Genomic DNA, 12,624 nt, shown 5'->3' on the forward strand with positions numbered 1-12,624 from the left:
GAAACCGGGTGCCGCCGGTCAGGTGAACCCGATGACTTCCTCACCCCACGCCCGGCGCAGTTCCCGGTCCGGATCGTCGACGACCGCGTCGGATCGGCCGATCAGCAGGGTCGTACGGTCCGCCTCGTCGTATCGCGGCCAGCCGATCTCCGCACGCGTTCCGTCCGGGGTGCCCTCGGTGGCGAAGGACAGCCACCGGCGCTGGACCCGCTCCGACACGTGACCGGCGGTCCGGTGCCCACCGAGCTTGAACGTGGGGTCGTGCGGGACCACGCCGAAGTTGCCGAAGACGTAGGGCACCTCGGTGCCGTGGGTGGCGCCGATCCGTGCGGCGCGCAGGAACGGCGTGGCGTAGTCGAAGCGGTACAGCCAGGTGGGCGCGACACGGCTGTGCGCCTCCGCGACCCACAACGTCGGCATCCGGAACGCGGCGTCCCGCGAGATCTCCATGGCCGAGCGTTTCTTCGGGTAGTCGGGATACGCGGCGGCCACCTCCTGTTCCTCGTCGGCGGGGAGGTCGGGGTGGTCGGCGGCGATCGCCACGAACATCTGGTGGACGGCATCCGGGGTGATCGGCATGAGGGGCGATTTCATCAGCCGGAACATCGAGGCCTCGTCCTTGTTCGTCCCGATCAGCAGCGGAATCCGATGCGCGAGGCCTGTGCGGAACGCCGCGACCGGGTAGTGCGGGACCACGTCCCCGTCGACCGTCGGGGCCACGGCCAGCGTGCCGGGAACGCGCGCGGGCACCTGCTGGACGAGTTCGACGCACGCCTTCGTCAGTACGTCGACGGGCAGGTCGCGCAGGCGGCCCGCGTCGGCGGGCGCGATGTCGAGCAGTTCGAGGAACGACTCGGCGATGCTCTCGGCCCGCGCACTGCCGTACACGGACGTCGCCGGCGAACTCTCGGCGATCGCGCGATGGAACAGCCCCTCCGCCTGCGGCGACGTCATCAGCGTGGTGACCGAGCCGCCACCGGCGGACTCCCCGAACAGGGTGACGTCGCCCGGGTCGCCGCCGAACGCCACGATGTTGTCGCGGACCCAGGTCAGGGCCGCGATCTGATCGCGCAGGCCGAGGTTCGTGTCGAACGGGTGCTCCTCGGTCGAGAACGCGGAGAAGTCCAGGAACCCCAGCGCACCGAGTCGGTAGTTGAACGTCACCACCACGACGTCGCCGCGCTCGACCAGCCGAGCCGGATCGAACATGCGCTGCCCGGACGAGCCGAGGTAGTACGCCCCGCCGTGGATCCACACCATCACCGGCCGTGGTCGCCCGGCATCCGCCGCCGGCGCGAAGACGTTCAGGGTGAGGCAATCCTCGTCGATGGTCAGTCCGGGATCGATGGGCAGCGGCCCGTGCTCGTTCTGCGGCGCGATCGGACCGAACCGGGAACAGTCGCGCACCCCGTCGAAAGGTTCGGGCGCGCGCGGCGCGCGGAGCCGCCACTCACCGATCGGCGGCGCAGCGTAGGGAATGCCCTTCCACGACAGAACGCCGCCCTCGTGGACGCCCCGCAGCGTGCCCTGGTCGACGGCCGCGAGCGGATTCTCGGTGTGCGAAACCATGACGTCATCTTGGCCCGGGCCGTCAGCCCCCGGAGTCCGTTCGCGAATTCTTCCGGCTCGGAGCGGCGCGGACCGCCCACTCTGGCAGACTGAATCAGTGAGCTGGGCCCATGCCCGCACGCTGGAGGAACCGATGCGAGACACCGCGCCCGATACGACACGCTCGCAGGCTGTCGGCAAGTCTGCGGTGACGTTCGCGACCCTCGCCGATCTCCTCTACGCGGGCCAGGATTTCGGGCAGGTCCACCACGCCATCTGCGACGCCGCACCGCTACTCGTCGAGGGCTGTCAGCACGCGAGCCTGATGCTCCGGCAGGGGACCCGCTACGTGACGGTCGCGGCCAGCGACGACATCGCCGCCCGTGTCGACGAGCTCGAGCGCGCCGAGAACGAGGGGCCGTGCGTCGACGCCATCGTCAGCGACACCCCCCAGTTCGAAACGGACCTGTCCACGTCGTCGCAATGGCCGCGGCTCTCGCGGCGGGTGCTGGCCGAGACGCCGGTGCGCGGGGCGGCCGGATTCCGTCTCGTCATCCTGGGACGCAAGGTCGGCGCCCTCGATCTGTTCTCCGACACACCGGGAGCCCTGAACACCACGTCGGTCGAGCAGGGCATCATGCTCGCCTCGTTCGCTGCGGTGGCACTGGCGGCGGTGCACGAGCACCTCGAGGCCGAGACGCTGCGAGCCGGCCTCGCGAGCAACCGTGAGATCGGGAAGGCGGTGGGTCTGCTGATGGCGTTCCACAACATTTCCGAGACCCAGGCGATGGAAATTCTCCGTACGACCTCGCAGGACATGAACATCAAACTGGCGACTGTGGCGCAGGAGATCGTGGCGCACCATCACCGGAAGATCACCTGACCGGGGTCAGTCCGACTCCGGTGAATCGGGGTTACCCGCGATGCCGAGCATGGACAGCAGCATCCGGCAGTCTTCGGCGTCGAGTGACTGAGCAGCGACGACCCGCTGCGCCCTCCACACCTGTCCGGCGTCGAGTTCGTCGTCCACGTCGAGATCCGTCCGCTCCGATTCCGACATCTCGCCCTCCAACGCGGGTGTGTTCCAAGACCGTTCGCCCTCGACATCTGCCACCGGATGGTAGTCGGTGTTCCGGGGTCTCATACCCACATCGGGAATCGAATTCGAAACGATACAGAAATCGCCTCACCCCCGTGGTTTCAGCGTGCCGCCGGCCACCCTCCGCGCCCACCCACACAAGAGCAATTCGGCACAAACCACTGCAGCACAACTGGATTCACGTTCACATTCGGGCGCATTCACACGAGGCGACCCAGCCACGGCGGCCAGATCGGCGCCCACAGCACGAGCACCCCGACCACGATTCCCGTGAGCACCAGCCGGGTTCCGCGACTGCGCAGCGCCGTGCCGATCGCCAGCACGGCGCCGAGGACGAGTACCGCACCGGCGGGCCCCGGGGGCACCGGAACGGAGGCCCCGGGGATCCGCGCGCCCCGCTCGGCCACGGTCACCAGCCACCACAGCGGCCACTGGGTCAGGCGCACCACCACTTCCGCGACGGGCACACTGACGCCCGCAATCAGCGCGGTGATCGCGCCGGTCACGGTGATCACGCCGATCACGGGCGACACCAGGATGTTCGCGCAGATCGACACCAGACTCACGGTGCCTGCCATCGCGGCCACGATCGGCGCGGTCACGGCGAAGGCGGCGGCGGACACCGCCAGCGTCTCCGCCGCCGCCCGCGGCCACCCGCGGCCCACCAGCGCGTCGACCCACACGGGCGCGATCACGATCAGCCCGGCGGTGGCCGTCGCCGACAGAACGAACCCGAAGTTCACCGCCAGTTCCGGCGCCCACACCAGCAGGGCGATCACACCCGCCGCCAGCGCGGGCATCGCCTGTTTCCGCCGTCCGGTGACGAGCGCCAGCAGGGCGACCGAACCCATCGCGGCGGCGCGCAGCACGCTGGGCGACGGTCGCGCGACCACCACGAACGCGATCAGTGCGGCGGCGGCCAGCGCCGCGCCGGCCCGCGGACCGAGCCCCACCCCGCGGACCACGAGCAGCACCGCCCCCAGCAGGATGCTGACGTTCGCCCCCGACACCGCCGTGAGGTGCGTCAGTCCGGTCGCGGTGAAGTCGTCCTTCACCTCCCGGGGCAGTGCCGAGGTGTCGCCCACCACCAGCCCCGGCAGCAGTCCCGCCTCGTCGGCGGGCAGGACGGCGGCGGCCGCGGCGAACCGGGTTCGCAGGGCGCCGGCCCACCGCTGGTGTGCAGGCGCGGGGCCGACCTCCGCCGGTGGTCCGGATACCCGGACCGTCGCCAGGCTCAGGTCCCGGCGCCGCGGCGGGCTCAGCTGCCCGCGCAGCACCACGTCCTGTCCCGGCAGCAGCCCGAGCCACCCGTCCGCCGGGGCGAGGAGGACCACCGCGCCGCCCGCGTGGATCGTCTCGCCGGTCCGGCGGATCTCGACGACGTTCGCGTTCACCAGGACGTGCCGTCCGAAGCCGGCGATCTCCCGGGGGTCGTCGACCGGGGTGACGACGAGCGTGACCCACGTCTCGTTCCGGGCGAGTTCGGTCAGCGGGTGCCGTTCCACTGCCTGAACCCGCCAGGCCACCCCCGCCGCGCAGCACGACCCGAAGAGCAGTAGCGCGAGCGTCCCCGCCGTCCATCGCCGCGGTGACCGTCGGGCACAACCGGCGGCGAGGAGGACGGCCGACCCCGACAGGGCCGCCAGAAGCATCCACGCCGCACGGGAGCCGCCGAGGATGCCGATCAGCGTTGCCGCCCAGCAGATCCCGGCGAACGGGAGCAGTCGCAGGTCGAGCAGCCGCGGCTCGCTCTCGGGCATCAGAGGGTGACCTGGGCCCGCAGCTTCTCCAGCCGCACCGGCCCGATCCCGTCCACCTCCCCCAGTTGTGAGATGTCGGTGAACCTGCCGTTCGTCGTGCGCCACGCCACGATCGACGCCGCCGTGACGGGTCCGACACCGGGAAGGGCGTCGAGTTCCGTCTCCGTCGCGGTGTTGAGGTTCACCAGTCCACCGGCCGCGGGGGTCGCCGTACCCGCGGTTCCCGGCGATTCCGCGGAGGTGCCGCCCACCGCGCTCGGCGGCGCCTGGGCGGTCGCGGCGCCCACGAGCACCTGATCGCCGTCCGAAAGCCGTTGCGCCAGATTCAATCCGAGGGTGTCACCGCCGGCGCGCACTCCCCCGGCCGCGGCGAGCGCGTCCGCGACCCGGGCGCCCGGTGGCAGCCGGACGAGGCCTGCCGACACCACGAGGCCCACCACGCTGACGACGATCTCCTCCTCCGGTGCGGCCGCAGGCGCCGTTGCGGCGGCGGGAGCCGTCGGTTCCGGCGCCGGACTCAGGGAATGCACTCCCGCGGCGGGCAGCGACGGAACCGCCTGCGTCGCGGGCCGATCGCTGCGCACGGCCAGCACAGTTGCCGTGGCGACCACGATTCCCACCACGATCAGCGCGATCGCCCCGTACCGCCCGGGGTCGAATCGTGCGTCCCGCCACCGGTCGGGCAACGAGAAGCCGACTCGGCGGCGCGCAGCGGACCACGTCTCGTCGCCGTCGAGGCCGCCCTCACCCGGCTCGGCCAGCCACTCCGGCGCCGCCGGAGTGTCGGGTGGCAGCACTTCGCGTTCCCCCGACGTCAGGAACGCGAGCCGGGTCCGCCCTCTCGAACGTTCTTCCCTGATGCCCATGGACGCGACGCTAGAGTGCGGCGCCCTCAGGATCGCGACGCCGACCCGGCATTCGAATCGGCCTGTGGATCAGTGCGAAGTTGTGGATGAATCGTGGTTTTCGTCCTGCAATGCGGGTTCCGGGCACAGCACGATGCCGATGGCGCCCGCCCCGACGTGGGCACCGAGAACCGAACTGAAATCGGTGACGACCAGATCGCTGACCTGCGGAATCCGGTCCTTCAGTTGCTGCGCCACCGCTTCGGCCCGTTGCTGGGCGTGCATGTGATGCACAGCGACGGCCGTCCTGTCCAGGCCTGCCTGCTCCACCGCGGCGTCGACCATCCTGGCCATGGCCTTGGTCGAGGTCCGCGTCTTCTCCTTCAGCACCAGCCGGCCGTCCACGAGATGCAGCACCGGCTTCATCGCCAGTGCGGTGCCGAGCAGTGCAGCGGCGGTGCCGATCCGCCCCCCGCGACGCAACTGGTCGAGCCGGTCGACGACGATCAGGCAATGCCCACGGCTCGCGACGTCGACCGCCCGCCGGTATGCCGTCTCGAGGTTCGCGCCGGCCTGCGCGGCCCGCGCCGCCTCGAGCACCGGGTACCCCAATCCCATTCCGGCGGACTGGGAGTCGACGATCCGCACGCGGCCGTCGAACTCCTGCGCCGCCTGGCGGCCCGCCTCCCACGTGCCGGACAGCTGCCGCGAGATGTGGACCGCGAGAACGCCTGCGCCCTCACTCAGTTCCAGCGCTTCGGCGTAGGCCTCGGACAGCTCGCTGGGCGAGGCGCCCGACGTGGTGACGCCGGCGAGGTCCTCGGGAACCTCGTCGATTCCCTCCCGGAAGTCCCGGCCGCCACTGAGGACGTGGAGCGGGACCACCCGGATCCCGTACTGCTCGACGTGTTCGGGCAGGATCGATGCCGAAGAATCGGTGACGACGACGACGGGCATCGGACTACTCGGCTCCGCTCGACACCGGGTCGGCCGGAACCGCACCCTCGGCGGAGTCCGGCACGACAGCCGCCGCGCGGATCGCGGTCAGCATCGCCGCGGCCACCTCGGTGTGCCCGTCCCAGCCCCAGTGGATGCCGTCCGGGTTGCCGTGATCGCTGAAGACGTTGGCGCGCACCGCCTCCGCGAGGTCGACGAGCGGCACGTTCTTCTCCTCCGACCACGTGGTGATGGCGGCGACGGCACCGGGACGCCCCGCGTGGACCTTGCCGTAGGCCTCGCTGCGGTGAACGGATGGCAGTGTTCCGATGACGGGCAATTCGGGGCGCATGTACTCGAGCGCCGCGCGTGAGCTCTCCAGGTATTCGACACTCAGCCGCGGCGGCAACGCCACCGGCCACCCCAGCGGGGCGAGCCGGGGCTGGAGCCACTGGTAGCCGCCCCGCACGACGCGCCGCAGCGCGGGCGGGCGGACGTAGCGCAATTGTTCCCGCAACGCCGTCGGGAGCGGGGACGGCAGCGAATCCATGCCGCCGACGGCGAACACCACGGCGCCGGCGCGGGGAACCGCGGACCAGACCCGCGGGTCCTGGGTCAGCGCCCACCACACGTCGCGGCTGGTCCAGCCGATCCGCGCCACCAACTCGACATCCCAGCCGAGTTGACGGGCAACGATATTGGGCCAGATGGCGGGGTGGTCGGACGGGAGCCCGCCCTTGGGTCCGTAATACGACAGCGAGTCGGCGAGCACGAGCAGGACGGGGCGTTCCCCGGAACCGGCACCCACCTCAGAGGACGTCACTGGCCACACTCGCGGAAGCGTTCCACACGTCGAGGCGCCAGCTGAGCGAATCGGGGTTCCCGTACGCGCTCAGCTGCACCCAGCTGGTGTTGCCCAGCCCGCCCAGCACCGGCCAGCGGTCGACGGGCAGATCCAGCAGGGCGGCGGTCAGCGCGGCGATCAATCCGCCGTGAGCGACCAGGACCACCGGCTTGTCGGCCCAGTCCTCGTGCTTCTCGACGAGTTCCGCGACCACCGGCTTGCTGCGGCGGGCGACGTCGATGCGGCTCTCACCGCCGGGCGGCGCCCACGTCGCGTCGCTGCGCCATGCGGCGCGGGCGCCGGGTGCGCGCGCGTCGACGTCGAGGTGCGTGAGCCCCTGCCAGTCGCCGAGATGCGTCTCACGGAGGCGTTCGTCGATCTGCACCGGCAGACCGGCGTTGTCGCCGACCTCCACGGCGGTGTCGTAGGCCCGCCGCAGATCGGAGGACACGATGGAGATCGGTCTGCGACCGACGAGCGCGGTGGCGGCGGCGCGGGCCTGCGACCGCCCCAGCTCCGACAGTTCGGTGTCGAGCTGGCCCTGCATGCGGTTGTCGGCGTTGTACTCGGTCTGTCCGTGGCGGAGCAGTATCAGTCGCCGCGGGGCACGGGGAGCATCCGTCACAGCTCGGACTCCTCGGCCTCGGCGGCGCCCGCACCGGCGGTCTCGGCGGCGCCCGCACCGGCGGTCTCGGCGGCGCCCGCACCGGCGGCCTCGGCGGCGCCCGCACCGTTCGCGTCGGCCGGGCCGTGCTGGCCGATACCCTCGACCGGCACGGCCGGGCAGTCCTTCCACAGCCGGTCGAGGGCGTAGAAGTTGCGTTCCTCGTTGTGCTGGACGTGGATGACGACGTCCACGAAATCGAGCAGTGCCCAACGGCCTTCGCGGGTGCCCTCGCGCCGCACCGGCTTGTGACCTGCCTCACGCAGCCGATCCTCGATGTTCTCGACGATCGCGTTCACCTGACGCTCGTTGGGGGCGGAGGCGATGACGAAGCAGTCGGTGATGACCAGCTGCTCGGAAACATCGAGCACCACCACATCGGAGGCCAGCTTCTCGTCGGCAGCCACTGCCGCGATGCGTGCCATCTCGATGGCTTCGGTCGTTGCGCTCACGCGATGTTCTCCCAGTTCGTTCGGAAAGTGCTGTCTAACTCTTGGTCTTGTCCGGGGCCGGTTCGGACATCGTCGTCGCGCCGTCGAGGCGCTCGGAGTCCGGTGGCCGGTACAGGTTCCGCTTGGAGATGTACTGGACCACACCGTCCGGCACGAGGTACCACACAGGACGATGGCGACTGGCGCGCCGCCGACATTCCGTCGAGGAGATCGCCAGAGCCGGGATCTCGATCAGCGTGACCGCGTCATCCGGCAACGCATCCAGGTGCCCGGCCAGATGTTCGGTGTTGAGATCGAATCCCGGACGCGACACCCCGACGAACTTCGCCAGCGAGAACAGTTCCTCCCAGTCCTGCCAGGACAGGATACTCGCCAGGGCGTCCGCACCGGTAATGAAGTACAGCTCGGCGTCCGGGTGGTAACTGCGCAGATCCCGCAGGGTGTCGACGGTGTAGGTGACCTTCTCGCGGTCGACGTCCACCCGGCTGACCGAGAACCTCGGGTTCGACGCGGTGGCGATGACCGTCATCAGGTACCGGTCCTCGGCCGGGCTGACGCCCTTGCCCTGCTTCTGCCACGGCCTGCCGGTGGGTACGAAAACGACCTCGTCGAGGCTGAATCGGTCGGCCACCTCGCTGGCGGCCACCAGGTGACCGTGATGAATGGGGTCGAAGGTGCCGCCCATGACTCCCAGGCGGCGCCGACGCGCGCCCGTTGCTCCCTGTTCCACGAGTGTCGAGCTTACGTGTTCACACCGGCAGCAATCCGGCGACCACCGACGCCAGCTGCTGAGCGGATCGGCATTCGTGCATGCTGATGACCTCGTTGTACACCTTGGCCGCCGAGTCGCCCGATCCCCACTGACCGCGGGGCTCCGGGTTGAGCCAGTGCGCGTGCTTCGCCACCGACACGAGTCGGGCCAGTGCCTCCAGGTTCGGGTCGCGGTAGTTGTTGCGGCCGTCACCGAGTACCAGCAGGGACGTGCGGGACGTGATGCTCTGGGTGAACCGCTCGGCGAACACCCCGAACGCGTTGCCGTAGTCGGAGTGCCCGTCGTATCCGACCAGGTCGGCTTCCCGGATCATCCGCGACATCGCGCTGCCGAGGTCGGCTCCCGCGTCGAAGAATCGGGTGACCTCGTCGGTGGTGTCGATGAACGCGAACACCCGCACCCGGGAGAACTGTTCGCGCAGCGCGTGGACGAGCAGCAGGGTGAAGTGGCTGAATCCGGCGACCGAACCCGACACGTCGCACATCACGACGAGTTCGGGACGCGCCCGCCGGGGTTTGCGCTGGACGAGGTCGATGGGCACGCCGCCGGTGGACATCGACTTGCGCAGGGTCCGGCGCAGGTCGATCGAACCGGCACTCGCCCGGCTGCGCCGCACGGCCAGCCGGCTGGCGAGCAGCCGGGCCAGCGGGGTGACGTTGCGTTTCAGCGCGGTCAGCTCGGCGTCCGAGGCGCGCAGGAAGTCGACTTCCTCGGCCAGCCGGGGGACGCCGTACGACGCGACCCGCTCCTTGCCGAGGTTCTCGGCCGACCGGCGCCGCGTCTCCTTCTCGATCATCTTGCGGAAGTCGGCGATCCGCTGGGCGGCGGTGCGCTTGGCCACCTCGGATTCGTAGCTTTCCGTCGTCCGGGCCCCGGTGTCCTGCTGATTGCCCAGAAGTCCGTCGAGGATCTTCTTCAGCAGGGTTTCCGGTGCGACGTCCCGCAGCGCCTGGTAGGCGGAGAACGACGGGCCGTTCGCCGACTGGTACTGCCCCAGTTCCTCGACCATCTGCGCGGTCAGCAACTCGGTGAGCTCGATCGCCTCCGGCGACCCGTCGGTGAGGAGGTCGACGATCAGCTCGCGCAGCGCCCCGTAGTCGATGTCACCCTTCGCGTTGCGCGGCAGACTCGTGTCGATCGCCCCGGCCGCCCGGTTTCCGACCGCCGCCGGGAACCAGAGTTCGAACAACGCGTCGAAGGTGGGCCGGTGGGTGGGCCGCCGAAGCAACGCACACGCCAGACCCTCCCGCAGGGATTCGCGGTCCAGCAGGTCGAGGACCGACATCACGTGTCCGGCGTCGACCGTCTCGGACGGTCCGACCGTGATCCCGCGCCGCCGCAGCGCTTCGACGAAGTCGACGAGATGCCCCGGCAGCCCGTGTGGCGCCGCGGGACCGCCCGGCTTCGACCGGGACGCGAGGGGACCACCAGCAGCCATGGGGAGTCCTTCAGTTCAGTCGCAGCTCGGCAGCGGCCCGCAGCTGGTCGGATTGGTGCTTGAGAACGACACCCAGCGTCGCGCGCACGGCGTCGTCGTCGAGGGTGTCGAGCCCGAGCGCCAGGAGGGTGCGACCCCAGTCGATGGTCTCCGCCACCGACGGCAGCTTCTTCAGCTGCATGCCGCGCAGCACACGGATCGTCTTGACCAGCTGCTCGGCCACCGCCTCGGGCAGTTCCGGCACCCGGCTCGCGAGGATCCTCCGCTCGAGTTCGGCGTCGGGGAAGTCGAGGTGCAGGAACAGGCAGCGGCGTTTGAGCGCCTCCGACAGTTCGCGGGTGGCGTTCGAGGTGAGGACGACGAACGGCTTGCGCGTGGCGGTGATGGTGCCCAGTTCGGGGACGGTGACCGCGAAATCGCTGAGCACCTCGAGGAGCAGGCCCTCGATCTCGACGTCGGCCTTGTCGGTCTCGTCGATCAGCAGCACCGTCGGGTCCTCGCGCCGGATGGCGGTCAGCAACGGCCGCGACAGCAGGAACTCCTCGGAGAAGACGTCCGCCTTGGTGGCGTCCCAGCTGTGGTCGCTGCCCGCCTGGATGCGCAGGATCTGCTTCGCGTGATTCCACTCGTACAGGGCACGGGCCTCGTCGACGCCCTCGTAGCACTGCAACCGCACCAGTTCGGCGCCGGTGGTCTCGGCCACGGCGCGGGCCAGCTCGGTCTTGCCGACTCCGGCGGGACCCTCGATGAGCAGGGGCTTTCCGAGCCGGTCGGCGAGGAACACCGCGGTCGCGGTGCCCTTGTCGGACAGGTAACCGGTTTCGGCGAGCCGAGCGATGACGTCGTCGACGCCGGCGAAGAACGGCGTCGTGGTGGGCAGTGCGCGGTCCACGCTCGCTCCTTTCAGAAGGGGTGACGGGCAGAGGGGGCTTGACGGAAGGGACGGCCGGCGGGGTCTAGACCGGGCGGGTGTGCCCGTCTCCCCACACGATCCACTTGGTGGACGTCAGTTCGGGCAGGCCCATCGGTCCGCGGGCGTGCAGTTTCTGCGTGGAGATCCCGATCTCGGCACCGAATCCGAACTGCTCGCCGTCGGTGAAGGCGGTGGAGGCGTTGACCATGACGGCGGCCGCGTCGACCCGGGCGGTGAACTCGCGGGCGGCCGCGAGGTCGGACGTCACGATGGCCTCGGTGTGGCCTGTGCCGTACCGGTCGATGTGCTCGACCGCGGCGTTCAGGTCGTCGACCACCTTGAGTGCCACGTCGAGGGTGAGGTACTCCTCGGACCAGTCCGACTCCGTCGCGGGCACCAGACCGGGCAGGTCCCCGTGCACGGTCACACTGTGCATCTGCAGGGCCTGCAGCAGCTTCGGCACCGCCGTCTCGGCGATCGCGGCGTCGACCAGCACGGTCTCCGCGGTGTTGCAGACACTCGGCCGCCGCGTCTTGGAATTGAGCAGGACCCGTTCCGCCATCTCCAGATCGGCCGCCGCGTGGACGTAGACGTGGCAGTTGCCGACGCCCGTCTCGATCGTCGGGACGGTCGCGTCGCGCACCACGGCGCTGATCAGACCGGCCCCGCCGCGGGGAATCACGACGTCCACCAGCCCGCGGGCCTGGATCAGGTGCGTCACGCTGGAGCGGTCCTCGCTCGGCAGCAACTGCACGGCGTCCTCCGGCAGCTGCTGCGCCGCCAGCGCCGCCCGCAGCGCTACGACCAGCGCCGCATTCGACTTCGCCGCGGACGAGGAGCCGCGCAGCAGGGCCGCGTTGCCCGACTTCAGGGCCAGCCCGAACGCGTCGACGGTGACGTTGGGCCTGGCCTCGTACACCATGCCCACCACGCCGAGCGGAACCCGCAGCTGACGCAGTTCGAGGCCGTTCGGGAGCGTGGAGCCGCGCACCACCTCACCGACCGGGTCGGGCAGACCGGCAACCTGACGCAGGCCGGACGCGATCCCCTCGATCCGTTCCGCGGTCAGCCGCAGCCGGTCGAGCAGGGAGTCCTCGGTGCCCGACGCCTTGGCCGCCTCGATGTCGGCGGCGTTGGCGGCGAGGATGTCGGTGGACGCGGCGAGCACGGCGTCGGCCGCCGCGTGGAGCGCCGCATCCTTCTGCGCGGTGGTGAGCAGCGCGAGGACCCGCGACGCGGTGCGGGCGCGACGGGCCGCTGCGTGGACGGCTTCACGGGTATCCACCGTGGCACCGGCCGACGAGGTGGAAGTCACTGCAGTCATGAACACAGCCTATATACAGCGCTGGACAC

13 protein-coding genes are annotated in these 12,624 nt (G+C 70.4%); 1 reads left to right on the top strand and 12 read right to left on the bottom strand.

Going from position 1 to position 12,624, the window contains the following annotated elements; all coding sequences use genetic code 11:
* Positions 1-18 precede the first annotated feature (18 nt).
* Entirely contained in the window at positions 19-1,569 is a 1,551-nt protein-coding gene (locus tag P3H15_RS18065; protein ID WP_276138498.1) for a carboxylesterase/lipase family protein, read from the bottom strand.
* Between the two features lie 133 nt (positions 1,570-1,702).
* Here P3H15_RS18065 and P3H15_RS18070 point away from each other — a divergent pair, with 133 nt between their 5' ends.
* Positions 1,703-2,431: an ANTAR domain-containing protein gene (locus P3H15_RS18070; protein WP_276138542.1), complete on the top strand. Its 729-nt coding sequence runs from the start codon at positions 1,703-1,705 to the stop codon at positions 2,429-2,431.
* A gap of 6 nt (positions 2,432-2,437) precedes the next feature.
* Here P3H15_RS18070 and P3H15_RS18075 read toward each other — a convergent pair whose 3' ends face one another.
* The 11 genes from P3H15_RS18075 to P3H15_RS18125 form a co-directional block, all read right to left on the bottom strand.
* A complete protein-coding gene (locus tag P3H15_RS18075; protein WP_276138499.1) occupies positions 2,438-2,692 on the bottom strand; it encodes a hypothetical protein in 255 nt (84 codons plus the stop codon).
* A 155-nt stretch (positions 2,693-2,847) separates the two neighbouring features.
* A complete protein-coding gene (locus P3H15_RS18080; RefSeq protein ID WP_276138500.1) occupies positions 2,848-4,407 on the bottom strand; it encodes a ComEC/Rec2 family competence protein in 1,560 nt (519 codons plus the stop codon).
* The gene (locus P3H15_RS18085) at positions 4,407-5,273 is read right to left on the bottom strand and encodes a ComEA family DNA-binding protein (protein ID WP_276138501.1); all 867 of its coding nucleotides are present in this window, start codon (positions 5,271-5,273) and stop codon (positions 4,407-4,409) included. The genes P3H15_RS18080 and P3H15_RS18085 overlap by 1 nt, the downstream gene beginning before the upstream one ends.
* 69 nt (positions 5,274-5,342) lie before the next feature.
* Positions 5,343-6,209, bottom strand: a complete 867-nt coding sequence (locus P3H15_RS18090) for a DegV family protein (protein WP_276138502.1) — start codon at positions 6,207-6,209, stop codon at positions 5,343-5,345.
* Between the two features lie 4 nt (positions 6,210-6,213).
* Complete coding sequence (gene octT / locus P3H15_RS18095) at positions 6,214-7,011, bottom strand: diglucosylglycerate octanoyltransferase (RefSeq protein WP_276138503.1); 798 nt, start codon at positions 7,009-7,011, stop codon at positions 6,214-6,216.
* Positions 6,998-7,657 (bottom strand): histidine phosphatase family protein, encoded by a 660-nt coding sequence (locus P3H15_RS18100; RefSeq protein ID WP_276138504.1) that lies wholly within the window; start codon positions 7,655-7,657, stop codon positions 6,998-7,000. The genes octT and P3H15_RS18100 overlap by 14 nt, the downstream gene beginning before the upstream one ends.
* The gene (rsfS, locus tag P3H15_RS18105) at positions 7,654-8,148 is read right to left on the bottom strand and encodes a ribosome silencing factor (protein ID WP_276138505.1); all 495 of its coding nucleotides are present in this window, start codon (positions 8,146-8,148) and stop codon (positions 7,654-7,656) included. The genes P3H15_RS18100 and rsfS overlap by 4 nt, the downstream gene beginning before the upstream one ends.
* A gap of 34 nt (positions 8,149-8,182) precedes the next feature.
* Entirely contained in the window at positions 8,183-8,878 is a 696-nt protein-coding gene (gene nadD, locus P3H15_RS18110; RefSeq protein ID WP_276138506.1) for a nicotinate-nucleotide adenylyltransferase, read from the bottom strand.
* 19 nt (positions 8,879-8,897) lie between these two features.
* Complete coding sequence (locus P3H15_RS18115; protein ID WP_276138507.1) at positions 8,898-10,358, bottom strand: VWA domain-containing protein; 1,461 nt, start codon at positions 10,356-10,358, stop codon at positions 8,898-8,900.
* A gap of 10 nt (positions 10,359-10,368) precedes the next feature.
* Positions 10,369-11,265, bottom strand: coding sequence for a MoxR family ATPase (locus P3H15_RS18120; RefSeq protein WP_346348787.1), 897 nt, complete (start codon positions 11,263-11,265; stop codon positions 10,369-10,371).
* Positions 11,266-11,314: 49 nt separating this feature from the next.
* The gene (locus tag P3H15_RS18125) at positions 11,315-12,595 is read right to left on the bottom strand and encodes a glutamate-5-semialdehyde dehydrogenase (protein ID WP_276138509.1); all 1,281 of its coding nucleotides are present in this window, start codon (positions 12,593-12,595) and stop codon (positions 11,315-11,317) included.
* Positions 12,596-12,624: the final 29 nt, after the last annotated feature.

This window comes from Rhodococcus sp. T2V (assembly GCF_029269925.1).
Lineage (GTDB): Bacteria > Actinomycetota > Actinomycetes > Mycobacteriales > Mycobacteriaceae > Rhodococcus_F > Rhodococcus_F koreensis.